The 26,386-nt window shown below is 58.8% G+C and carries 25 protein-coding genes and 2 pseudogenes; 13 read left to right on the top strand and 14 right to left on the bottom strand.

Annotation, left to right across the window (positions count from 1 at the left end; translation table 11 throughout):
- Positions 1-98: 98 nt before the first annotated feature.
- Both QMK58_RS05050 and hmpA read right to left on the bottom strand, forming a co-directional pair.
- Entirely contained in the window at positions 99-608 is a 510-nt protein-coding gene (locus tag QMK58_RS05050; protein WP_053154779.1) for a disulfide bond formation protein B, read from the bottom strand.
- A gap of 291 nt (positions 609-899) precedes the next feature.
- On the bottom strand, positions 900-2,081 hold the full coding sequence (hmpA, locus tag QMK58_RS05045; protein WP_320395953.1) for an NO-inducible flavohemoprotein: 1,182 nt from the start codon (positions 2,079-2,081) through the stop codon (positions 900-902).
- Positions 2,082-2,226: 145 nt separating this feature from the next.
- On the opposite strand from hmpA, the gene norR reads away from it, so the two are divergent.
- The 5 genes from norR to QMK58_RS05020 all read left to right on the top strand — a co-directional run bounded on the left by norR (position 2,227) and on the right by QMK58_RS05020 (position 6,772).
- Positions 2,227-3,777, top strand: coding sequence for a nitric oxide reductase transcriptional regulator NorR (norR, locus tag QMK58_RS05040; RefSeq protein WP_053154775.1), 1,551 nt, complete (start codon positions 2,227-2,229; stop codon positions 3,775-3,777).
- A gap of 189 nt (positions 3,778-3,966) precedes the next feature.
- Positions 3,967-4,869, top strand: a complete 903-nt coding sequence (locus tag QMK58_RS05035; protein ID WP_053154773.1) for a chemotaxis protein CheV — start codon at positions 3,967-3,969, stop codon at positions 4,867-4,869.
- A gap of 27 nt (positions 4,870-4,896) precedes the next feature.
- Positions 4,897-5,355 carry a GNAT family N-acetyltransferase gene (locus QMK58_RS05030; protein ID WP_053154912.1) on the top strand — a complete coding sequence of 153 codons (459 nt, stop codon included), beginning with the start codon at positions 4,897-4,899 and terminating at the stop codon, positions 5,353-5,355.
- A gap of 260 nt (positions 5,356-5,615) precedes the next feature.
- Positions 5,616-5,939 carry a hypothetical protein gene (locus tag QMK58_RS05025; protein ID WP_053154771.1) on the top strand — a complete coding sequence of 108 codons (324 nt, stop codon included), beginning with the start codon at positions 5,616-5,618 and terminating at the stop codon, positions 5,937-5,939.
- Between the two features lie 83 nt (positions 5,940-6,022).
- Entirely contained in the window at positions 6,023-6,772 is a 750-nt protein-coding gene (locus QMK58_RS05020; protein ID WP_320395952.1) for a YkgJ family cysteine cluster protein, read from the top strand.
- Positions 6,773-6,901: 129 nt separating this feature from the next.
- Here QMK58_RS05020 and QMK58_RS05015 read toward each other — a convergent pair whose 3' ends face one another.
- The gene (locus QMK58_RS05015; protein WP_053154765.1) at positions 6,902-7,159 is read right to left on the bottom strand and encodes a hypothetical protein; all 258 of its coding nucleotides are present in this window, start codon (positions 7,157-7,159) and stop codon (positions 6,902-6,904) included.
- A gap of 199 nt (positions 7,160-7,358) precedes the next feature.
- On the opposite strand from QMK58_RS05015, the gene QMK58_RS05010 reads away from it, so the two are divergent.
- On the top strand, positions 7,359-8,333 hold the full coding sequence (locus QMK58_RS05010) for a 2-hydroxyacid dehydrogenase (protein ID WP_053154762.1): 975 nt from the start codon (positions 7,359-7,361) through the stop codon (positions 8,331-8,333).
- Positions 8,334-8,370: 37 nt separating this feature from the next.
- Here QMK58_RS05010 and QMK58_RS05005 read toward each other — a convergent pair whose 3' ends face one another.
- A complete protein-coding gene (locus QMK58_RS05005) occupies positions 8,371-9,273 on the bottom strand; it encodes a DMT family transporter (protein ID WP_053154759.1) in 903 nt (300 codons plus the stop codon).
- Positions 9,274-9,424: 151 nt separating this feature from the next.
- On the opposite strand from QMK58_RS05005, the gene QMK58_RS05000 reads away from it, so the two are divergent.
- Complete coding sequence (locus QMK58_RS05000) at positions 9,425-10,300, top strand: AraC family transcriptional regulator (RefSeq protein WP_320395951.1); 876 nt, start codon at positions 9,425-9,427, stop codon at positions 10,298-10,300.
- Positions 10,301-10,331: 31 nt separating this feature from the next.
- A pseudogene (locus QMK58_RS28895) lies at positions 10,332-10,454 on the top strand (hypothetical protein); the annotation flags it as partial.
- Between the two features lie 111 nt (positions 10,455-10,565).
- Here the strand turns inward: QMK58_RS28895 and QMK58_RS04995 are convergent.
- The gene (locus tag QMK58_RS04995) at positions 10,566-10,970 is read right to left on the bottom strand and encodes an HPF/RaiA family ribosome-associated protein (RefSeq protein WP_053154753.1); all 405 of its coding nucleotides are present in this window, start codon (positions 10,968-10,970) and stop codon (positions 10,566-10,568) included.
- Between the two features lie 214 nt (positions 10,971-11,184).
- Positions 11,185-12,132 carry a LysR substrate-binding domain-containing protein gene (locus tag QMK58_RS04990; RefSeq protein WP_053154749.1) on the bottom strand — a complete coding sequence of 316 codons (948 nt, stop codon included), beginning with the start codon at positions 12,130-12,132 and terminating at the stop codon, positions 11,185-11,187.
- A gap of 136 nt (positions 12,133-12,268) precedes the next feature.
- On the opposite strand from QMK58_RS04990, the gene QMK58_RS04985 reads away from it, so the two are divergent.
- Positions 12,269-13,645 (top strand): L-serine ammonia-lyase, encoded by a 1,377-nt coding sequence (locus QMK58_RS04985; protein ID WP_053154746.1) that lies wholly within the window; start codon positions 12,269-12,271, stop codon positions 13,643-13,645.
- Between the two features lie 298 nt (positions 13,646-13,943).
- A complete protein-coding gene (locus QMK58_RS04980; protein WP_053154743.1) occupies positions 13,944-14,261 on the top strand; it encodes a DUF3509 domain-containing protein in 318 nt (105 codons plus the stop codon).
- Here the strand turns inward: QMK58_RS04980 and QMK58_RS04975 are convergent.
- A complete protein-coding gene (locus tag QMK58_RS04975) occupies positions 14,258-14,758 on the bottom strand; it encodes a phosphate-starvation-inducible protein PsiE (RefSeq protein ID WP_053154740.1) in 501 nt (166 codons plus the stop codon). The two genes, QMK58_RS04980 and QMK58_RS04975, sit on opposite strands and share 4 nt — an antisense overlap.
- A gap of 280 nt (positions 14,759-15,038) precedes the next feature.
- Here QMK58_RS04975 and QMK58_RS04970 point away from each other — a divergent pair.
- A pseudogene (locus QMK58_RS04970) lies at positions 15,039-15,278 on the top strand (YebG family protein); the annotation flags it as partial.
- A gap of 217 nt (positions 15,279-15,495) precedes the next feature.
- Here the strand turns inward: QMK58_RS04970 and QMK58_RS04965 are convergent.
- Positions 15,496-16,515 (bottom strand): Glu/Leu/Phe/Val dehydrogenase family protein, encoded by a 1,020-nt coding sequence (locus QMK58_RS04965; protein WP_053154733.1) that lies wholly within the window; start codon positions 16,513-16,515, stop codon positions 15,496-15,498.
- Positions 16,516-16,697: 182 nt separating this feature from the next.
- On the opposite strand from QMK58_RS04965, the gene QMK58_RS04960 reads away from it, so the two are divergent.
- Complete coding sequence (locus QMK58_RS04960; RefSeq protein ID WP_053154730.1) at positions 16,698-17,501, top strand: SirB1 family protein; 804 nt, start codon at positions 16,698-16,700, stop codon at positions 17,499-17,501.
- Between the two features lie 81 nt (positions 17,502-17,582).
- Here the strand turns inward: QMK58_RS04960 and maiA are convergent, their stop codons facing one another.
- The 3 genes from maiA to hmgA are packed head-to-tail and all read right to left on the bottom strand — an operon-like array spanning position 17,583 to position 20,833.
- Positions 17,583-18,218: a maleylacetoacetate isomerase gene (maiA, locus tag QMK58_RS04955; RefSeq protein WP_053154727.1), complete on the bottom strand. Its 636-nt coding sequence runs from the start codon at positions 18,216-18,218 to the stop codon at positions 17,583-17,585.
- Positions 18,219-18,229: 11 nt separating this feature from the next.
- Positions 18,230-19,534: a fumarylacetoacetase gene (gene fahA, locus QMK58_RS04950; RefSeq protein WP_320395950.1), complete on the bottom strand. Its 1,305-nt coding sequence runs from the start codon at positions 19,532-19,534 to the stop codon at positions 18,230-18,232.
- 3 nt (positions 19,535-19,537) lie between these two features.
- The gene (gene hmgA / locus QMK58_RS04945; protein ID WP_053154719.1) at positions 19,538-20,833 is read right to left on the bottom strand and encodes a homogentisate 1,2-dioxygenase; all 1,296 of its coding nucleotides are present in this window, start codon (positions 20,831-20,833) and stop codon (positions 19,538-19,540) included.
- A 165-nt stretch (positions 20,834-20,998) separates the two neighbouring features.
- Here hmgA and QMK58_RS04940 point away from each other — a divergent pair, with 165 nt between their 5' ends.
- Entirely contained in the window at positions 20,999-21,796 is a 798-nt protein-coding gene (locus QMK58_RS04940; RefSeq protein WP_053154716.1) for an IclR family transcriptional regulator, read from the top strand.
- 44 nt (positions 21,797-21,840) lie between these two features.
- Here QMK58_RS04940 and QMK58_RS04935 read toward each other — a convergent pair whose 3' ends face one another.
- The 3 genes from QMK58_RS04935 to QMK58_RS04925 form a co-directional block, all read right to left on the bottom strand.
- Positions 21,841-22,164: a hypothetical protein gene (locus tag QMK58_RS04935; RefSeq protein WP_053154714.1), complete on the bottom strand. Its 324-nt coding sequence runs from the start codon at positions 22,162-22,164 to the stop codon at positions 21,841-21,843.
- A gap of 160 nt (positions 22,165-22,324) precedes the next feature.
- Positions 22,325-24,868, bottom strand: a complete 2,544-nt coding sequence (locus QMK58_RS04930; protein WP_320395949.1) for a LuxR C-terminal-related transcriptional regulator — start codon at positions 24,866-24,868, stop codon at positions 22,325-22,327.
- Positions 24,869-25,009: 141 nt separating this feature from the next.
- Complete coding sequence (locus tag QMK58_RS04925; protein WP_320395948.1) at positions 25,010-26,380, bottom strand: DUF1329 domain-containing protein; 1,371 nt, start codon at positions 26,378-26,380, stop codon at positions 25,010-25,012.
- Between the last annotated feature and the right edge of the window lie 6 nt (positions 26,381-26,386).

Here is a 26,386-nt window from a genome sequence, read left to right as displayed (position 1 = left end):
GCCCCCTGAATTGCGCTCGCCCATACGAAAAAGCCCCGGTCCACTCATCGAGGGCCGGGGCTTTTTTTGTCCGACAATAATTCGGACAGTGATCGTCTTTACCGCAGTGCTTTGCGGTTGCGCATGGTCAGAAAAGGCACCAGCACTACGATCAGCACAAAGGCGACCAGCGCCCACTGCGCCAGCGACAGACCGAGAATGGGCGGGTACGGGGTGGAGCAAAAACCGTCGACCTGAAAGCCCAGAGGGAAGATCTTCGCCAGCGGCAGATCATCGACAATCGGTTGCAGCACATCGATGCCGCAGCTGACTGCCGGATAGAACTGGGTATACACGTGATGACCGGCAACGCCGACGCCCGCCAGCGCGCAGATCACCACCAGGGTTTCAAACACCGTGATGCTGCGTCGCGAACGCATGGCCGCACCGATGAAGGCAAAGATCGCGATCAGCAGCAACGCATACCGCTGCAGGATGCACAGTGGGCAAGGCGCCTCACCCAGGACAATTTGCATGTACAACGCACCGCCGATCAGCGCCAGGCAAATGATGCCCAGCAACACCAGATAGCGCCGCTCACGGCCCAACCGCATGGTTTCCTCGCTCATCGCGTTTCCCTTCAAGATTCGATTGCCCGCCAGTCTACACGCTGATCCGGACCTTTGAGAGTCTGGAGCATGTCAGGGGGATTCGGGGGGAATAGACAATAAGGCAGTTAAGAAGGGATTAACTTTCCAACTTTTTTCCGTTCAGGAACCGAAGTAAAGCAATCGCCGGCAAGCCAGCTCCCACAGGGATTTGTGTCGGTCCAGATTGATGGGAACGGCACAAAACCTGTAGGAACGTGGCTTGCCCGCGATGAAGCCGACGCGGTTAGACTGGCCCACCGCGCCAAACCCTTACTCCAGCGCAGCAGCCGGCCCGAAGAACTCGTAACGGCTCTGCTTCTCCGGCACACCCAGCGCCTTGAGGTGGCGCTTGATGGCCGCCATGAAGCCTTTTGGCCCGAGGAAATAGGCATCCAGGTCGCGTTCTTGCGGCAGCCACTCGTGCAACTGCTGCTGACTCAACAGCCCGACCTTGTGCGCCGCCGGGCTCACCCCATCATCCTCGGAGTAGCAATAGAAGCGCTTGAGTTGTGGATGACGCTCGGCCAGTCCGTCGATCCAGTCACGGAAGGCATGCACACTGCCGTTGCGCGCGCAGTGGATGAAATGAATCGGTCGCTGGGTTTGCAGCGCCGCTTCGAGCATCGCAATGGTCGGGGTGATGCCGACGCCGCCACTGATCAGCACCAGCGGTTTGTCGCTGGCACTCAGGGTGAAATCGCCCGCTGGCGGAAACAGTTGAATGCTCGCGCCCACAGGCAACTGATCATGCAGGTAATTGGACGCACGACCGCCGTCTTCACGCTTGACGCTGATGCGGTACTGGCCCTTGTTCGCCAAGGCCGACAACGAGTAATTGCGACGAATTTCTTCCCCATCGAGGGTCAGTTTCATGCCGATGTACTGACCGGGCTCTGCCACCAGAATCGGGCCTTTGTCCGCCGGCTCGAAGTAGAAGGAGGTGATTTGCGCGCTCTCTTCAACCTTTGCCGCGACGATGAACTCCCGCGCACCGCGCCAGCCGCCCGGTGCTTGCGCCTTCTGGTCGTAGATACTGGCTTCAGCACCGATCAGGATATCCGCCAGTTGACCATAAGCCGCGCCCCACGCGGCAATGACTTCGGGTGTGGCGATCTCTTCGCCCAGCACTTCGGCTATGGCCCGCAGCAGGCAGCTGCCGACAATCGGGTAGTGTTCCGGCAGAATCTGCAGGGCCACGTGCTTGTTGATGATCTTGGCCACCAGATCGCCCAACTGGTCGAGCTGGTCGATGTGGCGCGCATACATCAATACGCCGTTGGCCAGCGCCCGTGGCTGGTCACCGCTGGCCTGGTGGGCCTGGTTGAACAACGGGCGGACTTGCGGGTATTCGGAGAGCATCATGCGGTAGAAGTGCGTAATCAGCGCTTCACCCCCGCTTTCGAGCAGCGGCACGGTGGATTTGACGATGGCACGGTCTTGAGCGCTCAGCATAAGGTAACTCCAGGACGACTGACTGTTGCGTTATACCCATCAGGTTTCATGCCAACTATTAAATTGTTATAAATCAATAACTTGAAAACATTATAGTCATTTAGACACAAGCTGATTATAGTCATACCGACTACACGGAGTCATTATGACTGCAAAATCCCTGCTCACCGCACTCTTGCCACTGGTCTCCGACCTGTCCCGCGAACTCCCCGAAGGCGAGCGCTATCGGCGCCTGCTCGAGGCCATGCGCGCCCTTCTCCCCTGCGACGCGGCCGCGCTGCTGCGCCTCGATGGCGAATGGCTGGTGCCGCTGGCCGTTGACGGCTTGAGCACCGACACCCTGGGCCGGCGCTTCAAGGTCAGCGAGCACCCGCGTTTCGAAGCGTTACTCGCCGGCCCGGGCCCGACCCGTTTCGCTGCTGACAGCGACTTGCCCGACCCCTATGACGGCTTGGTTGATGGCCTGGATGATCATCTGGAAGTCCACGACTGCATGGGTTGCCCGCTGTTTATCGACGAGCGTCCGTGGGGTTTGCTGACGCTAGACGCCCTCGATCCCGAGCGTTTTGAACCGATTGAACTGGACGCCCTGCAAGCCTTCGCCAGCCTCGCCGCCGCGACCGTCAACGCGGCCGAACGCATTGAGCGATTGAACAATAGGGTGGAAGACGAGCACCAGCGCGCCGAAGTCTATCGCCAGGCCAGCGGTCAGCAGAACCGCGAGATGATCGGTCAGAGCAAGGCGCACAAGCGACTGGTGGAAGAAATCAATCTGGTCGGCGGCAGCGATCTCACCGTGTTGATTACTGGCGAAACGGGAGTCGGCAAGGAGTTGGTAGCCCAGGCCATTCACGCCGCCTCGCCCCGTGCCGACAAGCCGATCATCAGCCTCAACTGCGCTGCGCTGCCCGATACCCTGGTGGAAAGCGAGCTGTTCGGCCATGTCCGGGGCGCCTTCACCGGGGCGATGAATGACCGTCGCGGCAAGTTCGAACTGGCCAATGGCGGCACGCTGTTTCTTGATGAAGTCGGCGAGTTGTCGCTGACGGTCCAGGCCAAACTGCTGCGGGTGCTGCAAAGCGGTCAATTGCAGCGATTGGGCTCGGACAAGGAACATCAGGTCGATGTGCGCCTGATCGCGGCGACCAATCGCGACCTGGCCGAAGAAGTGCGCAGCGGCCGTTACCGCGCCGACTTCTATCATCGCCTCAGTGTTTATCCATTGTTGGTCCCCGCCCTGCGTGATCGCGGGCGTGATGTGCTGTTACTCAGCGGCTACTTCCTGGAGCAGAACCGCTCGCGCATGGGTCTTAATAGCCTGCGCCTGAACAGCGACGCCCAGGCAGCATTGCTGGCCTACGACTGGCCCGGCAACGTGCGCGAGCTTGAACACCTGATCGGCCGCAGCGCCTTGAAAGCACTGGGCAACTGCAAGGAACGGCCAAAGATTCTCAGTTTGAGCGCCGCCGACCTGGACTTGCCCAATGCCGGCGTTGATGCCGTGGCCGAGCCACCCGTCACGAGCGTCACGCAAGCGGTGACCGGCGACTTGCGCGAGGCCACGGAGAATTATCAACGCCAACTGATCAGTGCCTGTCTGGAGCGGCACAACCACAACTGGGCGAGCGCGGCCCGTGAGCTAGGCTTGGATCGGGCGAACCTGGGGCGGATGGCCAAAAGGTTGGGGATGAAGTAAGCAAAGATCGCAGCCTGCGGCAGCTCCTACGGAAAAACGTGGTCCATGTAGGAGCTGCCACAGGCTGCGATCTTTTGATCTACCCCTGCTCATTAAGCTAAAGCCAGCCCCAAAAAAGTCGATAACCCTGCATCGATAGCCGTCGGCGATCCTGCGACAGCCCATCACCTTTTTCCAGAGAAGGTTCTTATGTCCTCCACCAAAGCCCGCGCAGACTCACTTTCGCTTCTGCTGTTTACTTTGCGCAGCGGCAAGCTGATGGCGATCAACCTGCTCAAAGTCAGCGAAATCATTCCCTGCCCAGCGTTGACCAAGCTGCCGGAGTCCCATCCCCACGTCAAAGGCATTGCCACGTTGCGCGGTGCGTCGCTGTCGGTGATCGACCTCAGCCGTGCCATTGGCGAGCGACCTCTGGAAGACCCGAACGGCGGCTGCCTGATCGTCACCGACGTCAGTCGCTCCAAGCAGGGCCTGCATGTTCAGGCCGTAAGCAAGATCGTCCATTGCCTGACCACCGATATCCGCCCGCCACCCTTTGGTTCCGGTGGCGGACGTGCGTACATAACCGGCGTCACTTCGGTCGATGGCACGCTGGTGCAAGTGCTGGACATCGAAAAAGTCATCCACGGCATTGCCCCGGTGGCGATCGACATGGCCCCGACCGAACTGAGCATGGAAGACGCCGAAACGCTGGGTAGCGCACGGATTCTGGTGGTCGATGACAGCCAGGTCGCGCTGCAACAATCGGTGCATACCCTGCGCAACCTCGGCCTGCAATGCCACACCGCCCGCAGCGCCAAGGAAGCCATCGACTGCTTGCTGGACCTGCAAGGCACCAACCAGCAGATCAACTTGATTGTTTCGGATATCGAAATGTCGGAAATGGACGGCTACGCGTTCACCCGCACCCTGCGCGAAACCCCGGATTTCGCGCACCTCTATGTGCTGCTGCACACGTCTCTGGACAGTGCGATGAATGCCGAGAAGGCACGACTGGCCGGAGCGAATGCAGTGCTGACCAAGTTTTCATCGCCGGAATTGACCCAATGCCTGATCACCGCGGCCAAAGCTGTCGCCGAGCAAGGTTACTGACTCTTGGCTGAAGATTTTTGCTGGCTGATGCGGCGCGATCTCACTGAAGACGTGCCACCCGCTGATTGGCCTGCGGGCCTGCAATTGTGCGCATACCGCCCCGAACTCGCAGAAGCCGTGCACCGGTTGATGGAGCTCGGTTATCTCGACGGCGGCGGTCGCGTGGCCACGCTGGACATGTGGCAACGGCAGTTCGAAACCGACCCGGAATATGATCCAGTGCTGTGTTTCATCGCCCTGGACAGCGAAGGCGTCGTGGGAGTGTGTCACTGCTGGACCAGTGCCTACATCAAGAACCTGGTGGTGCATCCCCGATTCCAGGGCCGGGGGCTGGGGCGTGCGTTGTTGTTGCAGGCCTTCAAGGTGTTCCAGCAACGGCGGGAAGGCTTCGTGGACCTGAAAGTGCGGGAAGACAATCTTCAAGCGCGGCGGTTGTATGAAAGCATCGGCATGCGTGCGATCCGCCGGGAACCGGTTCCGCTCTGATACCGACATCGCGAGCAGGTTCGTGCCTGCAGCGAGACCACCAAGTTCGGTGCACGAAACATAACCTGTAGGAGCTGGCTTGCCAGCGAAGGCGGTATGCCTGACACACCGCATCGCCCAATCGCCAGCTCCGGCCCCTACGGATCATGGTGTAGCACTATTTTCTGTAGGAGCTGGCTTGCCAGCGAAGAGGTCGGCAAATCTGCGCAAACCCTTCAGGCATACTCACCCTTCGGCCACTGCCCCAAGGATGCCTGCCCGTGAAATCTGCAACACTGACTTTTTTCTGCCTCACCACCCTTGCCATTCAGGCCCATGCCTCCAGCCCAGACGCCTGGGCCGCCTACGACAAGACCGTACTCGCCAGTTGCGTCAAAGCCAGCGGCCTGAAGGACAGCAAACCGGTCGGTAACGCTGCGCAGTTCGACGATCGTGTCGGTTATACCGCGCTTCTGCTCCAGGGCCAGTACCCGCAAAAACACATGAAAGGCGCCCAAGGCACCGAGCTGTGCCTTTACAACAAGAAGAACAAAACGGCGTACGTCACCGAATGGGATTCCATCCGCTGCGCCAAAGCAAAGTGAGTGGCGCATAATTTGCTTCGACAAACGCATCTGCGGCGGCATTCTGTCGCCGCCTCATGACTCCGGATGCGACTGACCGCTCAATGAACACGACGTTTTCCTGCGTAGGCTGCGGCAAATGCTGTAAAGACCACCATGTCCCCCTGACCTTGAGCGAAGCCCGGATGCTGGCGGCGGATGGCGGTCAGGTGATCGTTCTGGTGGAGGCGTTCCTGGGTAATGGGCTGGGCCTGCCCGAGCACCAACGTGAGCACGCCGAGCGCCGTTCTGCACCTGTGTGCAGTGGCGAATCCGCGGCCCATGTCGCCATCACGTTTGCCGCGTACAACGTTGGTCCCTGTCGCAATCTTGACGAAGACAACCTGTGCCGCATCTATGAGCGCCGCCCATTGGTGTGCCGTATCTATCCGATGGAAATCAATCCGCACATTCCTCTGAACATAGCCGTGAAGGAATGTCCGCCAGAATCGTGGGAAACAGGGCCAGAGCTGATCGTGGGCGGCAGTCTGGTCGATCAGGCACTGGTAGACCTGATACAGCGCTCCCGCCAGGCGGATCGCGACGAAATCCCGGTCAAGGATGCGATTTGCGCGCTGCTGGGCATTCGCACGACCGCGCTTAAAGGCGACGGCTTTACCGCTTACCTGCCGGACATGGCCGAGTTTGTCGGGATCGTCGACGACCTGGCTGGGCAAACATTGCCAGAGTGGAGCAGCGAATGGGCGTTCCATGTGTCAGGCGATGACATCGCCGGGCAACTGCATGCGGCAGGCGCGCAAGTGACGACAGATACACCGGCGAACTATGCGTTTATTTCGTTGCGGGCGGCTTGATCCAAAAAACCTGGCGTCTTTGACGACGCCATCGCGAGCAGGCTCGCTCCTACAGAGCGATTGCATTCCAAATGCGGGAGCCAGCCTGCTCACGATGGCGGCGGATCGACCACCGCACGGCCCGAAACCCTAGCGCTTACCCATCGACCGACGAGTCCCCGGCGGCGCCATGCCCGGGGTTTTGGTGTGGCCATTCTTGGCGCCATTCTTGTACCACGGCTGGTTGGAGCCCTTGGCGGACGCCAGTTCACCTGGTTTGAACGGGAACTTGAAGGCCGGGATCGCAGCTTGGGATTCGCTGTCGGCGCTGGAGTCGACGCTGTCTGGCAGCTCTGCCTGTTCGTCGCTCAACGTGTCGGCGACCGGCGGTTGTTTCGGGGAAGTCATGAAAGCTCCGGGTGATGCATGAAATGTCGGGCCCGGTGAGCGAGCCGCGAAAGGCGCCAGTATAAACGGAACGGCAGTTACAAGCTGCTAGCGGCAAGCTTCAAGTTAAAAGCCGAGCGAACGGCTTTTTGACTTGCAGCCTGCCGCTGGAAACTTGTAGCTTGCTAAGCATTCTTCACCGCCCGACGAGCCGCTTCCCATGAAAAAGACTGTCCTCGCGTTCAGCCGCGTCACCCCTGCAATGGTTGAACGCCTGCAACAAGACTTCGACGTCATCGTGCCGAATCCGAAACACGGCGACATCAATGCCCAATTCAACGAAGCCCTGCCCCACGCCCATGGCTTGATCGGTGTGGGTCGCAAACTGGGCCGCGCGCAACTGGAAAACGCCGCCAGGCTGGAAGTTGTCTCCAGCGTATCGGTCGGCTACGACAACTATGACCTGGCGTATTTCAACGAACGCGGGATCATGCTGACCAACACGCCGGATGTGCTCACCGAAAGCACCGCCGATCTGGCATTTGCCCTGTTGATGAGCAGCGCCCGCCGCGTCGCCGAACTCGACGCCTGGACCAAGGCCGGGCAATGGCAGGCCACCGTCGGTGCCCCACTGTTCGGTTGCGATGTGCATGGCAAGACACTGGGCATTATTGGCATGGGCAACATCGGCGCAGCCATCGCCCGACGCGGTCGCCTGGGGTTCAACATGCCAGTCATCTACAGCGGTAATAGCCGCAAGACCGAACTGGAACAGGAGCTCGGCGCGCAATTTCGTAGCCTCGATCAATTGCTGGCCGAGGCTGATTTCGTCTGCCTGGTCGTACCGCTCAGCGAGAAAACCAAACACCTGATCAGCCATCGCGAACTGGCGTTGATGAAGCCGAGTGCCATTCTGGTGAACATCGCCCGCGGCCCGGTGGTCGATGAGCCGGCGCTGATCGAAGCCCTGCAAAACAACCGGATTCGCGGCGCCGGGCTGGACGTCTACGAAAAAGAACCCTTGTCCGAGTCGCCGCTGTTCCAGCTGAAAAACGCCGTAACCTTGCCACACATCGGTTCGGCCACCCACGAAACCCGCGAAGCGATGGCTAACCGCGCGCTGCACAACTTGCGCAGCGCCTTGCTGGGTGGCCGCCCGCAGGATCTGGTCAATCCGCAAGTCTGGAAAGGCTGAAACAAACGGGCAGGCTGAAAAACGCCTGCCCGTCAACTCAAGCCAACTGACCCTTACCCTGTACAACCGGTGGTTTGGGTTTTCGAAACACCAGCACGTTACCCGCCATCACCAACACAAGCCCCACCAATGCGGGCGCAGTCCACTGATAACCCTCGGCGAACGCCGATACGTTGAGCGCCACCACCGGGAACAGCACGGTGCAGTACGCAGCACGTTCCGGCCCCATGCGCCCGACCAGCGTCAGGTACGCGGTGAAACCGATCACCGACCCCGGTATCACCAGATACAGCAACGAGCCGATGTAGCGGGCATTCCATTCCATGTCGAACGGTATGCCTTTGACCAGGCACCACACCGAAAGCATTGCCGCGCCATAAGCCATGCCCCAGGCGTTGGTGGTCAGCGGTTTGAGGCCGGCCTTCTGTTGCAGGCTCGACAGCATGTTGCCCGCCGAGAAACACAAGGTTCCGCACAGTGCCAGGCCCAGACCGAGCAAGGTTTGCGGGCTGGCCGTATGCCCGACCAATTCAGGCCAGAACAGTAAACCAAGTCCGAACAGGCCCAATGCACCGCCCATCAACACATTGCGGGCAATGTTCTGGCCGAAAAACACCCGTGCATTCAGGGCGTTCCACAAGGTGGCGGTGGAAAACACCACAGCGACCAGACCGCTGGGGATCCACTGGCTGGCGGTGAGAAAGCACATGAAGTTGATGCAGAACAGGCACAGTCCCTGCGCCAGGCAAATCAGATGCCCGCGTCGGTTCATCACTTGCAGGCGTCGGCTCAACAGCAGGATCACGAACAACACCAGCGCAGCGAGACCGAAGCGGTAGACGATCGACGCGGGAATCGCCACCACGCCCAGTTGCCATTTCAGGGCAATCCAGGTGGTGCCCCAGATCAGCACGGTCAACAAATACAAAGACAGGTTCATGACAAAGGCTCCTCGATAGGCGCCCAGTGTCCTGCGCCTCGCCTTCATGCACTTGCATAAACTTGCGCTTTTGTCCGGCGTCGGGCTGGCAGGCGAACGGCTACGGAGTAGGATGCAAGGCGTTGGATGCAGGTGTTAGAGAGCAACGATCATGGCTGCACTGGATACCCTACAAGTTTTTCAAGCCCTCAACCGCTCGCCCAATGCTCGCCTGGAGCACAGCGCCGAGCTCGGTGATGGCTTGTCCGCAGCCTTGTGGAGCAACCACCACGACGCACAGGATTACGAAGCGCCGAGCCACCACACGTTGTCCTGCTACCTCGCCGGTGGCACCGGGACCTTTCGCCGCGACCAGCCCGGCAACATGGGCGGCCCGGACAAGCTGTGCATCCTGCCGGCCGATCACCAGTCGGGATGGGTGATCAACGGCGATATTCGATTGGCGCACCTGTATTTCAGCCCCGAACAATTCGCCCTGGATTGCGTCACCCTGCTCGATCGCGAGCCCCGGGAATTGCAGCTGCGCGAGCAGACTTTTCTAGAAGATCCACAGCAGGCGCGGCGTTTTCGACAGTTGATTACCCTGAACTGGGAGGAGCCGGGCGAGCGCTTGCTCACCAGCAGCCTGGCTCACGAAATGCTCAGCCATGCGCTACTCAGCCAGGTCGATGTACGCCAGGGTTTACGCCTCAAGGGCGGGCTTGCCGCGCATCAGCGGCGGCACCTGGTGGAATTTATCGACAGTCACCTGGCCGACGCCATCAGCCTGGGGCAATTGGCGGCGCTGTGTGCATTGTCGGAGTACCACTTTGCGCGGATGTTCCGCGAGAGCTTCGGCCTACCGCCCCATCAGTATGTACTGGCGCGGCGCCTCGACCGGGCGCGGGAGCTGTTGCGTTCGACTTCGCAGCCGCTGGGTGAAATTGCCCTGGCCTGTGGATTCTCCAGTGCCAGTCATTTCACCAACCGATTCCGCCAGGCGCTGGGTGGAACGCCCGGTGAGTATCGGCAGGCGTTCCTGCGCTAGAGCTCAATGTCGGCGTCGCTCGCGACTCTGGAGCGCGTTTTTTTTCGATGACCGGATCGATATCGGCAAATGGACCATCACGCCGGGCGTTCGTTACGAGATCATCGACTCGCAGCAAACCAACACGCTGACGAACCAGAAGTACCAAGGCGACTCGGTTGTGCAGACGTCGGTGGTGCTTTGATCGCAATCAATAATCGCTGAAAACAAAACGGGCCTGCAATGCAGGCCCGTTGTCGTTGGGAAGATAAATGTGAATCAGGTGTCAGCCGTTAAGTGCTGCCTGTTCGTTCTCAAGAAATTCTTCTTCCAGCAGCCCATCCGCGTGGCGTTCGAACGGTACTACGGTGGCGCGTGGCTTGCCGCGCAATTTGCCGAACAGGTGTTCCAACGCATGCTCCAGTTTCTCGGCAGCCCCGTCTATCGCCAGTTCCAGATTGTCGGCTTTATGGGTGACGGAAATCGGTTGATGGCCTTTTGGCCGCGCCTCCAGTTGGCAGCGTATATCGTGGGGACCGGGCTTCTCGCCGTTCTCGTCTCGCAGGTGGACCTCGACGCGTGTCAGGTCCTCTTCGTAGCGTTCGAGCGTGCTCTCAATGGTAGTACGTACCCACTCCTCCAGTCGTTTACTGCCTTGAATATGGTTATCACTATTGACTTGGATTTGCATAGTTCATCCCTTATTTCAGCTAGCTCGCGAGAGGCCGGTCAGCTAAGCCCTTGGGCGTCATCACCGTGACCTCTTACTTACACAATCGGTCTGTACGCTGAACAATTCAACCCCTGAAAAAAGATAAATATCTATTCGCAAAAAAAGCCGGACAATCGGCAAAAGCGCTGTTAAGGTCGGGAGTTGGGTCGCCCTGCTCTTACGTAATAATTGCTCACATTTGCCGCTCCCCCAGTGGGTGCAGGCTTCGGAAAATCCCCGCCTCTTCCACCAGCCAGTCATGCACTGCACGCACGCCTGGATGGCTCAGCGCACCCGGCGCATACAGCAGCATGTAGCGCTTGTGATTGGGCACCGCGAGGCCGAACGGCACGATCAACGCCCCGCGTTCCAGCTCGTCGTTAAGCAGGGTTCGGCGAGCAATCGCCACTCCCATCCCGGCAATCGCCGCTTCGATCGTCAGGTGATTGCGATTGAAGGTATGGCCACGGCGCACATCGGCTCCTTCGAACCCGATGGCATTGAGATAGAACTCCCATTCCGCATATTCGTAGCTGCCACGCCAGGCGGTGATGTCGTGCAACAACGGGAAATGAATCAGGTCCGCCGGCCCATGTAAGGGTGGACGCCCGCGCAGCAGGCTCGGCGCACAAACCGGAAAAATCTGCTCATCGAGCAAGGCTGTGGATAACAGCCCGGGGTAACTGCCGTCGTTGAGGTCGATGGCCAGATCGAAGTCCCCTTCATGCAGCGGCACGCTGCTGTCCTCGGCCACCAGGCGCAATTGAATATCCGGGAACTGCTGCTGCAGACGCGGCAGACGCGGTGTCAGCCATTTGCTCAGAAAGGACGGGATCGAACGCACCCGCAGAATTCCGCTGATCATGCCCGCGTCCAGTCGCCGTAACTCGGCGTCGATGCTGCCGTAAGCCTCGTTGACCGTAATGGCCAGTCGCTGGCCTTCAGCACTCAACTCCACACCCCGGGCGCGTCGGTGAAACAGACGGAACCCCAGACGCTCTTCAAGTTGGCGAATCTGCTGGCTGACCGCCCCCGGTGTGATGTGCAGTTCTTCGGCGCAGCGGGTGAACGACAAGTGCCGCGCGGCACAGGCAAACACGTTCAGCCAGACATAGGTCTGGGCGTGTAACTGACGACTCATCGTTTAGTCCTGCTAAAGGATGTCTTAGGAGTTTTCGTTGGTCACGTAGGACCGCGACAGGCAGTATCGCCTACATTGCGCTTGTCCTACAAAAATGGCAGCGATTTTCCCTCCATTGCTTTGTATAGGCTTTAGCATGGCTATCAGTGTTTTCGATCTCTTCAAAGTCGGCATCGGCCCCTCCAGTTCGCATACCGTCGGTCCGATGCGTGCGGCTGCAACCTTCGCGCAAGCTTTAGTCGATCAGGGTTTTGTAGCCGAAGTGCGCCGAGTGGAAATCCGATTGTACGGCTCTTTATCGGCAACCGGCGTCGGCCATGCCACCGACCGCGCTTGCGTCATGGGCCTGATGGGCGAATGGCCGGACAGCATTGACCCCGCCACCATTGATCCACGTATTCACATCCTGCGCGAAACCGGCGAACTGCTTCTGGCCGGCAAAGCCATCGTTGCCTTTAACTGGCAACGCGATCTGCTGCTGCTCGACGAGAGCCTGCCCTACCACCCCAACGCGATGTCCCTGACAGCCTTCGGCGAAACCGGCGAGCTGTTCGAGCAAACGTATTACTCGGTAGGTGGTGGATTCATTATCGAAGCCGCAGAAGCCCAATCCGGTATCGCACCGTCGAGTGACGTGGTGCTGCCTTACGATTTCTCCAGTGCCGCCGAATTGCTCAAACTCTGCAATCAGCACGGACTGCGAGTGGGCGAATTGATGATGGCCAACGAACGGGCATGGCGCAGTGATGCAGAAATCCGCAAGGGGCTGCTGCACATCTGGTCGGTGATGCGCGAGTGCGTCGAGCAAGGGTTGCGTCATGAGGGCATCCTGCCTGGCGGTCTGAATGTCCCCCGTCGAGCAGCGAAATTGCACCGTAGCCTGTTGGAAATCGGCAAGCCGAATGTCATCACCTCCACCCTGTCAGCGATGGAATGGGTCAACCTGTTCGCCCTTGCCGTGAACGAAGAAAACGCCGCTGGTGGTCGCATGGTCACGGCACCGACCAACGGTGCGGCGGGGATCATTCCCGCGGTGCTGCACTACTACATGAAGTTCAATCCAGATGCCTCGGACGATGACGTCGTTGCCTTCTTTTTAGGTGCGGCAGCCGTCGGCATTCTCTGCAAGAAAAATGCGTCAATCTCCGGTGCCGAAGTCGGCTGCCAAGGCGAAGTCGGTTCTGCTTGCGCCATGGCTGCCGCCGGTCTCGCGGAGGTGCTCGGCGCTACGCCGGAGCAACTTGAAAATGCCGCCGAAATTGGACTGGAACACAATCTCGGCCTGACCTGCGATCCGGTTGGCGGACTCGTTCAGGTGCCGTGCATCGAGCGCAATGCGATAGCTGCGGTCAAAGCGATCAACGCCACGCAAATGGCCCTGCGCGGCGACGGCAAACACTTCATTTCCCTGGACCGGGTCATCCGCACCATGCGCGACACCGGCGCCGACATGCACGACAAGTACAAGGAAACTTCGCGAGGCGGGCTGGCGGTGAATTGGGTGGAATGCTGACCGATTTGGTTGCACACCCGCGTTTATTGCCCTGAAACGGGCAGGCCGGAGACGACCTGTAGGAGCGAGCTTGCTCGCGATGAACCAGAGGTCGCGGCGCAGTGCCTGGCTGACAGCGTTATCGTTGACGACCATCGCGAGCAAGCTCGCTTCTAAAGGGGTGCCCCCTGCCTTGGGCATGTCTCTTGCTACAGCCCTGTTGGAACAATGATGGCGATATGGCCGGTGGTCTGGCGTTGCGAACCAACTGGATCACGGCCGGTCAACAACTGCACGTTCAATCAGGCGGTGACGCATCATGGACAACCCTTTTCAGCTCATTACCGATGCCTTTGCACCGGATTACCAGATCAACCTGAGCATTCAGGGTCTGGACGGCAGCATCATGCTGACCCTTTCCAACAGCGGTCGCATAGTAGCCAAACGGCTGATCAGCGCCGAACAACGCAATGACCCTCAACGTCTCAAACGCCTGGTGCAAAGCATTCAGTTCGGAATCGCCATTGAACAGGGCCACAGCGCCATGAGCATTCTTGATGCCATGACCGGCGGCGACACTCGCACCTTGCCGCCGCATCAGGTCAAAGACCGGCCTCGCCCGACCCTTAATCTTTAAAGCTCGCCTTTTTCCACTTCGGGATGCTCACTGGAACCCGCGCCAATCTTGCGGTGCGGGTTTTCAATTTTCACCGACGGAAATTGCGACGACGCGTAACGCACCACCAGTATCGAAAACGCCAGGAGCAAAATCCCGCCGCACAGGTAGATGATGCCAACGTCCGGTGGGTTGTGATGCGAGACATTGGAAATCAGCAATCGCGTCAGCGCGGTGATCGCCACGTAGATCAGGAAGCGCACGGGCATGTGGTTGGTCTTGAAGTAAATCCCGACCATCGCCCCCAGTTCCAGATAGATGAACAGCAGCAAGATGTCATCGATCTTGATGTGCCCCTGCTCCAGCATCCCGAGGAACTCCATCACCGCCGCCCATGCGGTGACTGCTCCAATAGCGAACAACGCCAGGTAGTGAAAGGTTTCGACGAACAGGTTGCCCAGGGACTCGGCCAGTTCATGCACGTTCTGGCGCAGCCTTTCGGCCCAGTTGATTTTCACGATGATGCTTCCTTAGGTCGGCTCGACCGGATGATGCGGGGGTGACGGTTTTTCTGTATGCAGAAAAAAGGCCAGTCCATGATGGCTAGCCGCTCGCAAATGCGCGCCGTGGCGTTTGGTCGCACCTGATCTGAGCAACAGCTGGCCCAACTGACAAATTCTGAATCCGAACTACATTAAAAAGCCACTACCCAAAGCGCAGTGTTTAGCTTATCCTTTAGCTGTATATAAATACAGTAGTCGAATCAGACAAACAACGTGAAGGCATGTGAGGTGGTAAATGGCCGTCGAAGTGGTATACCGCAGCAGCCGAGATCTGGAGCGCTTGTTCATGGATAAAGCCGAAGCTGACCGTCATGACAAAATGCTCGAACTGGCTGAATTGCTGGCTGAAGTGTTGCACAAAGCCGTTCCGTCCCTGACCGAGCAGCAGGTGGAAGAAGCCGGGATCTACATGGCGAAGAACCGCGATATATTCGCCAAGGCGTTCAAGAGCCAACCGGACGCGTTGTCCGAATTGCTGACGGCACCGGTTGAAGTTGCCCCAGTGGTTGAGTCTGTTGAATCGGCCGAAGCCGAAGCCCCAGCGGCCAAACCCGCCAAGGCGCCGAAAGCCGCGAAGTAACATCCGAATTGAATAGGCCCTGAGTTGTATGGCTCAGGGCCTTTTTCATTTTCGCAATCAACATATCGCAGCCTTCAGCAGGAACCCCCGAAGGTGCGATCCGTTGATCACCCTATCGATACAACACCTTCTCCGCCAACTCATCCGCCACTCTGGCTGGTGATCGTTTTTCCGCCTGGGCATGGGCGAACACTTCGGTCAGACGTGAGCTGATTTTCGACAGATGTGCCGTAATGGTCGGCAATTCTTCGCCACGATGTTTGAGTGACACATAGATCAATCCGCCGGAATTGATCACATAGTCCGGTGCATACAGGATGCCGCGTCGCTCCAGTTGGTCGGCGACTTCCAGATGGGTCAGTTGATTGTTCGCCGAACCCGCCACCGCCGAGCAGCGCAATTGCGACACGCTGTTGCTGTTGAGCACCCCGCCCAGGCCGCACGGCGCGAGGATGTCGCAGGGCGTGCTGAGCAACGCGTCGTTGGCAATCGGGTGCGCGCCGAGCTGTTCCATGGCCAATTGAACCTTGCCATGATCGATGTCACTGACCAGCAGTTCGGCACCGGCGGCATGCAGCTGTTCGGCGAGTGCGTAACCGACATTGCCCAATCCCTGAATCGCCACGCGCAGACCTTCCAGATTGTCGCTACCCAATCGAGCCATCGCCGTGCTGCGAATACCGGCAAAGACCCCCATTGCCGCGTGAGGCGCTGGGTCTCCCGCCGAGGTGGTACTGGTGACGTGCCGGGTCTGTTGGGCGATGCAATCCATGTCCGCAACCGACGTGCCACTGTCGATGGCAGTGATGTAGCGACCGTCGAGTTGATTGATACAACGCCCGAATGCTTCAAATAGCGCGGCACGACTTTCCACATGGACTGGACGTATGATCACGGCGACGCCGCCGCCTTGGGCCAGACCCGCCAACGCAGCTTTGTAACTCATACCCTGCGCCAGCCGCACGGCGTCTTCGACCGCAGACTCGTCGCTGGGATAGGCAAGGTAACGACAGCCACCCAGGGCAGGCCCGAGTCGGCTGTTATGAATGGCAATGACCGCCTTCAACCCGGTCACCGGATCGACGCTCAGGTGCAGCGATTCAAGGCGAGTGCTTTGCATGAGAGCGAACATCGTAAGGCTCCCGAATCACATCTTGTAGTCGCCAGTATAGGCTTGCGCTCAAAATTTGCAGAAGCGCACCGGAATAAGCGTTACGGCAAAACGGGCATTCGGAAATAACCCGAATCTACCCTTCACAGCACTGGACGAATGCCGCAGACGAGGCTAAAACGAGGCATTGCCCGGAGATTTTGATGACCCCGCGCCAATCGTTTTTTGCCTGTTTGCAACGCTCACCGCCCGCGCTGTTCGAGGCCGCCCTGTGGATTGCGGCCGAGCATGACAGCGAGGTGAAACCTGCATCCATTTTGACGGACTTCAAGCAATTGCTACAGCGCGTCAGCGGCGGCTTGCCGATGTTGCCGGTGAGTGAACTGGCGCAGCCGCTATTGCGTCGCTTGAATGACCTGGGTTTCGCCCAGGACGATTCCACACCCTTGCGCCCGCAAGTTGCACTGCTCGACAAAGTACTGGAACGTCGACGTGGACAACCGCTGGCCCTGAGCCTGATTGCACTGGAGCTGGCCAGAGGCCTGGAGATTCCCATGGTCGGGGTCAACTTCCCCGGGCACTTTCTGTTGCGTGTACCGGGTGCCGATCATTTGCTCGACCCTTGCGGTGGCCGGCGCCTCTATCCAAACGATTGCCGGGAGTTGCTATACCGCCAGTACGGTCCGAACATGAAACTCAGTGCCGAACACCTGGCCACTGCCGAGCCTGTGCAAATGCTGCAACGACTGTCTCGCAACCTGCGTCAGTTGCACCTTTCTCATGACGATTTCATCGGTGCCTTGATTGACGCCGAGCGTGTACTCGAACTGGGTAACGCCAACGCATCGGATTACCTGGCCCGCGCCAGTCTGTACCAACGTCTGGATTGCCCGAACGCCGAACGTTTCGACCTGGAGCACGCATTGCTGCTCAGCGACGACCCGATCCAGCGAATTCGCCTGACGGAACGGCTGGAGCATCTGCCGCCCAATGCCATCGTCCACTAAAAGCATAAGATCGCAGCCTGCGGCAGCTCCTACGAGAATGGTTGTAGGAGCTGCCGCAGGCTGCGATCTTTTGATCCAGGATCAAGGGCTATCTGGCTGATTCGCAGGATGCGCCTTGATAAACGCCGGGTGCGTGACCGCCAATGCTGCTACTCGCCGGATTCGCGGATAAGCCTCAAGGGAAACGTTGAACCGCTCGGCCGCGTACAACTGCGGAATCAGGTAGACATCCGCCAGACCCGGCTCAGCGCCGAAGCAATAACCTTCATCAGCAATCAACTTTTCCACTGTCGCCAACCCCTGGCTGATCCAGTGCCCGATCCACTCGACTACCTGCGGTTCTTCTTGCCCCAACTGCCGCAGCTGATTGAGCACGCTGACGTTGTGCAGTGGATGCACATCGCAACCGATCACCGCCGCCACACCACGCTCATGGGCGCGAGTGGCGAGGTCTTTGGCCAGCAACGGCGCCTGTGGATAACGTTCCTCAAGGTACTCGATAATCGCCGGTGACTGAATCAGCAATTGGCCTTCGTCGGTGCGCAAGGCCGGTACACGACCTTGCGGATTGACGTCCAGATACGGCCGTTGCCGATGCTCGCCACCTTGCGGTGCGATCAGATTGATGGCCAGCGCCCGGTAATCCAACCCCTTGAGAGCCAACACAATGCGCACCCGGTAGGACGAAGTCGAACGGTAATAGGTATAGAGTTCCATGCCCGCGCCTCTTAGCGTGCCGGCAGCACTTTGCCACGGCACTCGCCGAAACCGATCGAGACAAAACCCTCGCGACGGCAGCGGCCGCGCAGGATGATTTCGTCGCCGTCCTCAAGAAATTTACGTACTTCACCGGAGGCCAGTTCGATCGGCTTTTTACCGCCTTCGGTGATTTCCAGCAGGCTGCCGAACTGACCGTTTTCCGGCCCCGACAAGGTGCCCGAACCGAACAGGTCACCGGCCTGCAACTGGCAACCGTTGACACTGTGGTGCGCGACCATTTGTGCCACGGTCCAGTACATGTGCAGGGTGTTGCTCAACGTCAGGCGATGGGCCGGCAGATTTTGCTCACGCATGGTTTCGGTGAGCAGTAGCACTTCCAGTTCGATGTCGAAGGCGCCCGCCGCTTGATCGTGCTTGTCGGTCAAATATGGAAGCGGCTGCGGGTCACCTTCCGGGCGTGCCGGCTGGGCACGACGGAACGGTTCCAGCGCTTCGGCCGTCACCACCCACGGCGAGATGCTGGTGATGAAACTCTTCGACAGGAATGGGCCCAGCGGTTGGTATTCCCAAGCCTGGATATCCCGCGCGGACCAGTCGTTGAGCAGGCAGAATCCGGCAATGTGATCGGCAGCGTCACCGATGGCGATGGAGTCCCCCATTTCGTTGCCCTGACCGATCCAGATGCCCAGTTCCAGTTCGTAATCAAGGCGCGCACACGGGCCAAAGGCCGGTTCGGTCTGGCCGGCTGGCAAGGTCTGGCCTTTCGGGCGGCGCACGTCGGTACCGGACGGGCGAATGGTCGAGGCGCGGCCGTGATAACCGATCGGCACGTACTTGTAGTTCGGCAGCAACGGATTGTCCGGGCGGAACAACTTGCCGACGTTTTGCGCATGCTCGATACCGACGTAAAAGTCGGTGTAGTCGTTGATTTTTGCTGGCAGATGCATCTCGCAATCCGCCGCCAGGGGCAACAGTTTTGCACCCTGGGCTTCGATCTTGCCGTGTAGGGTGCTGCCCTCGGCGAACAATTCCAGCAGGCGTTCACGCAGGGCAACACGCGCCTCACGACCCAGTTCAAAGAAAGCGTTCAACTGACCGCCACGGGTGGCTTCGACCGCTACTTTGGCGGCGCCGTCGAACAATCCGGCGTCCAGCGCCGCTTGCAGATCAAAGATATGCTCGCCAATGGCCACACCGCTGCGCGGTGCCGAACCGTGAATGCTGAACACGCCCAGTGGCAGGTTCTGCAGCGGGAAATCAGCATGGTCGTTAGCGCAAGCAACCCAGCTGCGTGTGATGGAAGTCTGCGTCATGGGTTATCTCCGGGTCGGGTCGAAAGTGGCGGGCAATGTGGCCCAGCAGGCGTCGTAAGAAGTTTGCAATTGCGGGCAATCCAGGGCGAAACGACTAGGACGCAGCACCTGGCTGGTCTCGAACATGAAGGCCATGGTGTTGTCGATTTTCGCCGGTTTGAGATCAGCGTTGATCGCTTTGGTGCAGGTTTCGCCATCCGGGCCGTGGGCGCTCATGCAGCTGTGCAACGACGCGCCACCAGGCACGAAGCCTTCAGCCTTGGCGTCGTATTCGCCCTTGATCAGGCCCATGAATTCGTTCATCAGGTTGCGGTGGAACCAAGGTGGACGGAAGGTTTTCTCGGCGACCATCCAGCGTGGCGGGAAGATCACGAAGTCGAGATTGGCCAGGCCATGGACACTGGTCGGCGACGTCAATACGGTGAAAATGGAAGGATCCGGGTGATCGAAGCTGACGGTGCCAATCGTGTTGAAGCGGCGCAGGTCATATTTGTACGGCACGTTATTGCCGTGCCAGGCCACCACATTCAGCGGCGAGTGATTGAGCTCGCAACCCCACAACTGTCCGAGGAACTTCTGCACCAGTGTCGTGGGTTGTTGCAGGTTCTCATAAGCCGCCACCGGGGTCAGAAAATCCCGCGGATTGGCCAGGCCGTTACTGCCGATCGGCCCCAGATCCGGCAGGCGCAGGGGCGCGCCATGGTTCTCGGCAACGTAGCCTCGGGCTTGCGGCTCGAGCAATTCGATGCGGAACTTCAACCCCCGCGGCAGGACGGCGATTTCCAGCGGCTCCAGGTCCAGCACGCCGAGCTCAGTGGCAATACGCAGGCGTCCCAGTTCCGGCACCAGCAATAATTCACCGTCGGCATTGAAGAACACACGCTCCATAGAGCGGTTGGCGCGATAGTTGTAAATGCTGATTCCGGACGGCTTATCCGCGCCCGAGTTCGCCGCCATGCTCACCAGGCCGTCGATGAAATCGGTCGGTTCGTCAGGAATGTCCAGCGGGTTCCAGCGCAGGCGATTGGGTGTCACTTCACCCAACGCGCCTCCGGCCAGCTGCCGGTCAAGCTTGACGAATGCCGGATGATTGGCGGATGGCTGGATGCGGTACATCCACGTCCGTCGCGCTTCGCTGCGCGCCATGGTGAATGCGGTACCGGAAAACAGTTCAGTAAAGAGGCCGTACGGGGCTTTTTGCGGAGAGTTCTGGCCGACGGGCAGTGCGCCGGGCAATGCTTCGCTGCTGAATTCGTTGCCGAAGCCTGATTGATAGGCCAGGGTTGAATCGGAGTTCATGGAGCCTCCTGAACAGGGAGTCGGCAATGGCCCATCACTCTGTATGAGAGGTTGTGGCACGCCGGGGTTATTTTTATCGTAATTGAATTACGCTTAACGTAATTTGATTGGAATTGACCGTCAAGCTATAAAGACGCCCATTCGTCCCGAGATCCCGGCACCACCATGGAAAAGACCAGCGACAGCAACGGCAAACAGAAAGTCCGCTCGGCCGAAGTCGGCACCGACATCCTCAAGGCGCTCGCCGAGTTGTCGCCCTCCACCTCGCTGTCACGCCTGGCCGAACACGTACAGATGCCGGCAAGCAAGGTTCATCGGTATTTGCAGGCATTGATTGCCAGCGGTTTTGCCGAACAGAACGCCGCCACCAACCATTACGGTCTGGGCCGTGAAGCCTTGCGTGTCGGACTCGCGGCCCTCAACAGTATGGACGTGCTGAAAGTCGCCGCCCTGCCATTGGCTGAGTTGCGCGATGAATTGAACGAAACATGTTTTGTGGCAGTGTGGGGCAACCAGGGCGCAACCGTTGTGCATATCGAACCGGCAGTGCGTGCGGTGACGGTAGTGACGCAATTGGGGTCGGTGCTGCCATTGCTCAGTTCCTCCACGGGGTTGGTCTTCGGCGCTTATCTGCCTGCGCTTGAAACCGTGGACCTTCGCGATCAGGAATTGCGCAACAGCACCCTGCACGCGCTGGCGGACGATCAGGCGTATACGGCAATGTGCGAGCAGATCCGTCAACGAGGTCTGCATCACGTGCATGGATTATTGATGCCTGGCGTGGATGCCCTGTCGGCACCGGTGTTCAACGCAATGGGCAAGATCGCGGCCGTGCTGACCGTGGTAGGACCGACCTCGCTGTTTCATGCCGATGAGAACGGACCGGCGGCGCAGCGTTTGTTATCCGCCACCCGCGCGGTGAGCTGGCGCATGGGATTTGAACCCGCAACACATACAGCCTAAACGGAGAGACAGTGCCTACTGACGAGTGAGCACTGTCGTTTTCATCAGGCTACGGATTCGCCGAGAAACACTCGGGCAATGCTTGAGGCCAATCCATTGACTTCGTCGAAGTCCAATCCTTTGAAGCGATACTTCGAATCAAATGTGTAGCCCTCGGAAAAAATCCCAAGGTGTTCGCCTTCGAAATAAGGGACTTCACCCTCCTGTAACTTTAAATATAGCGCCGACACCAGTGTTTCAGAATATGAAACCAACATATCATCCAAAGAGAGGACGCCATTGATATAAACTTTATCGACATCAATTCCGCGCCCGCCAATCCTTGCATGCAACATGGCACGCACTCGTTCTATGCTCAGATCTTCCATGATTCAACAACTCCAGATTAATTAATAGCGACCTGTCACAGAGCATGTTATTTGCCTGTTTATCAGCGCCACCGGCATAATAACTTAAAAAATTTTTTCACTGCACCCGACAAAATATTTTAATTCATTACCGCCTCTTGAACAGCTGTTACTTACCCACTCAACCTTGTAGTACCAAGCCTAGTTTTTTGGCCATCGCAACAGCTTGTGTCCGACGCTCAACCCCCAACTTGCTGTGGATTCTCCGGGCGTGAGTTTTAACCGTATGCAATGAGATGAACAAGTGCTCGGCAATTTGCTGATTGGAGTTACCCTGAGCAATCAAGCCCAGCACCTCCAGTTCCCGCCCGCTCAGCAGGTTGGCATCCACTGCCATCGCACTCACCGACTCTTCCCCTCGCAAACGACAGAGCAGGTTCGGCTGCCGCAAATTCAAGTCGCGTAATGCCTGTTGTCCATGACAACGCTCGACCAGGGTCAGACCGGTTTCCAGCGCGGAACTGGCCACGGTCGGTTCGCCCGTCAGGTCCGCCACCTCGCAAATGGCCAGTTGCAGCTCGGTTTCCAGCGCCAGCATGGCGTGTTGCTGCGCATGCTCACGTAAAGCCTTGAGCCGATCCAAGGAACTTTGCGTCACTTGCAGGTGAGTTTCGGCCAATATCAACTGGTATTCGATTCGGGGAATCAACTGCAGCGTTGCCGGAGGCGCCTGGCGCGCGTGAGGGCCGCGGTAATGACGCAAAACACGGGTCAGCGCCTCACGTGCCAGCTCCGGTCGCCCCTGCTGCAGCCAGAAATGACTGCTGATTTGCAGCAGTACACCGCGATAGACCGTATCGGGAATCTGCCGTTGCTGCATCAACCGCTCGGCTTCGCGCAAACGATCGAAGGCATGGGCGTAATCGCCCCGGTTGGCCGCCAACTGCGACTGCCCGAGAAATCCGTACAATACGTGCTTGTCCTGACTTTGCAGGCAATCTTCGAGGCCGGCCTGAAAAAAACCAGCGGCCCGTTCGTCGAGCCCCTGACACAGGGCCAAACGCCCTCGCCGTAGGGCGATTCGCCCCAGCAAGGGTGTCGGTCGATCCGCCTGACGCCTCAGCATCGAATCGATATCTGCCAACAAATCTTCGGCTCGACGCGGTGCTCCGCGCTGTTCCAGCAATTGCGCGTGATCGAGTTGCAGCAGACCTTCAAACAGTAATGAACCTTGCGCTCGAGCCAGGCACAACGCGTCACGATTGAAAATCTGTGCGGCGTCGAGGTCGGCAATGAGCAACGCTTGCTGAGTCAGCCCCGACAGGCATAACAAACGCGCTGGCCAGGCATCGGCAGCCAGTGCGTCCAAGGCTTCAATAAAGTGCGTTCGCGCGGCTGGCATGCGCCCCTGCAAATGCAACAACCAACCTTGCTGAGCCTGCCAGCGCGCCAATAATTGCCGTTGCAAGGACGCGGTCGGTTGCGGGGTGAAACGTGACAGTTGTGCAATGCACGCAGCCGCCTGCTCAAAACGCCCGGCAAACAGCAACGCTGCCGTGATCAATCCCACCCGTTGCGGTGTACCCAGAGTCAATTGTTCACCGAGGTACTCGTGCAGTTTGAGTAACAAGCCGACGTTCTGACGCTTGAACAAATGCTCAAAGCTGAAGTGTTGCAAAAGACTGACCGCAACCTCGTGCTCCTGTGCCAGCAATGCCTGTTCGAACGCCCCCTGCCAATCCTCATTGGCGCAGAACCATTGGCAAGCGCGGCGATGCCAGGATCGCCCGGCCGACGCCGGCTCTTCACGTATCGTTCGGGCCAGTGGCTCGAAGACTCGCAACCATTCGACAGAGTCTTCCCAAGGTTCGATGAAGCACCCCATTTCCTGCAACGCTTGCAACCACTGAGCCCCCTCGCCCGCTCCGAACAGATGCTCGCACAAGCTGGCATTGAACCGTGGCAGATGAACCAACACTTGCCAGACCTCAACCAATTCCGACGGCAAGGTGTTGAACAACTCGTGTTGCAGATAATCGAGCAGTGTCGCCGAGCGGCTCTGCTCACCCGACCAGGGACAACCCTCAAGCAATGCGATCCGCACGCCAGCGCACCAGCCACCACTGCGCTCAACAACCCTTCTGGCGGTTTGTGCTGCCAGGGTCGACTCGACATGACCCAGCAACTGCACGACCTCAACCTCGGTGAAAGCCAGCGTCCGGCCTTCGCACTCGTACAACTCATCATCCAGCAGCAGTCGCGGCCAGTTGCAGGGAGGTCGTCGACGAGATCCCAGCCACCAGGTCAGCGCAGGGTTGCCAAGGGACAACAGGCGATCGAGCATTCGATCGAGTTCCGGGTTGGCCGTGCGGCAGTAATCATCGAGGAAAAGCCAGGTCGGCGCCTGCAATCGCGTCAGATGCGCGAGCATTCCCGACTCATTGACGCAATCCAGACCCAGCGCTTGCGACAGGCGCAATAGAAAATCGCTCGCGCTTAGCGACTCCCCCGCCAACGACAGCCAACTGACTCGACAGGACTGCGGTGCCCGCAACAGACATTCGGTCAGCAGCGCGCTCTTGCCACTACCGGCCGGCGCGCACAGCAGCTTCACCCGCGCCGTCGAGGCCAAAAGTGGCTCGACCAGACGCTCGCGAGACAGGTGATGCGACGACAATCGGGGCAGTATTCCAGGACGGTCCAGACAGTACGTCATGGCAGTCATTGTGATGCGCCTTTTTTATAATTCTGGCGCCACCCTAGACCTCTCCCGAGCGCTTGTTGAAGAAGTATTCAACACACTGATCAGCCCCTATAAAAAAGGTGACCGAAAAGTCACCTTCTTGTGTAAGAGCCTGTAGGACGACTACCGCACCCCCGTACTCCGCAGGGCCGCAGGCGTGTAGTCCCCCGCCTTTGCAGCGATGTTGAATTCGAAGCTGCGCTTCTCCTCGTTCTTCATCCCCAGGGCAATGTATCGACCGGCAATCAGGTCGTAGAGCGCCTCGACGGTGTAGGCCGGCACTTGATGATCGTAATAGAACTGGGCATGCCCTTCGGCAACACGCCAGAGCTGGCCACGACCATCGTAATGATCAGCCAGCGCCACCTGCCAACTGTCTTCGTCGATGTACATATGGCGCTTGGCATAGACGTGCCGCTCGTTCGGCTTGACCGTGGCGACGACTTCCCAGACCCGGTGCAATTCGTAGCGAGTGAGGTCCTGATTGATGTGCCCGGCCTTGATCACATCGGTGTACTTGAGGTTCGGCGAATCGAGTTTGTAGCTGTTGTAGGGGATGTACATTTCCTTCTTGCCGATCAGCTTCCAGTCGTAGCGATCCGGCGCGCCGGAGAACATGTCGAAGTTATCGGTGGTACGCAGGCCATCGGACGAGGTGCCGACGCCGTCATAGGCCACCTGCGGTGCACGTCGCACCCGACGCTGTCCGGCGTTGTAGATCCAGGCTTTGCGCGGCTCCTGGACCTGATCGAGGGTCTCGTGAACCAGCAACACGTTGCCCGCCAGACGCGCAGGCGCGGTGACTTCCTGCTTGAAATAATTGAGGACGTTGTCGTCGCTGCCGGGCTTCAAATCGCCGAGTAGCGAAGGCACGGCAACTTCATCCTTGAAGCGGATCACGGTGAAATCACCATTGGACTGCGGCGTTGCCTGGGTGATGGTGCGGCGCAGATTGCCACCGTGATATCGGGTAACGTGGTTCCAGATCACCTCCACGCCGTTCTTCGGAATCGGGAAGGCGTAGTAGCGATTGCCGGTGAAGTTGGCCAGGCCGTTACCGTCGTTGATCGGTGTTACGTTCAGCGCACTGCGCTTGGCAGACTCATAAATTTCGCTTGGCAGGGCCACCGTCCGATGGCTCGGATAGACCGGAATCCTGTAGGTCTCGGGATAGCGTTTGAACATCGCTATCTGGCCGTCAGAGAGTTTGTCCTTGTACTTGTCGACCGTGGCCGCGGTGATGGTAAACAACGGTTTCTCGTTGGCGAACGGGTCGGCCAGAAAACCTTTGCTGTCTACCGCGCCAGCGTTTTTCGGGATACCACCGGTCCAGGCCGGAATCGAGCCATCGGCATTACCGGCTTTCTCGGCACCCAAGGGGGTGAGGCTGGTGCCAAGCTTGTTGGCTTCTTGCGCCGAGACAGCGGCCATCACGTTTGCGGCGAGCAGGCTCAGGGTCAGAACGGTGCCCAATTGCAGAATCATCTTGCGCATTGAAAT

Origin of the sequence: Pseudomonas sp. P8_241, from assembly GCF_034008315.1 — a bacterium.
In the GTDB taxonomy this organism is placed as follows: Bacteria; Pseudomonadota; Gammaproteobacteria; order Pseudomonadales; family Pseudomonadaceae; genus Aquipseudomonas.
This window is presented reverse-complemented; position numbering and strand designations above follow the sequence as displayed.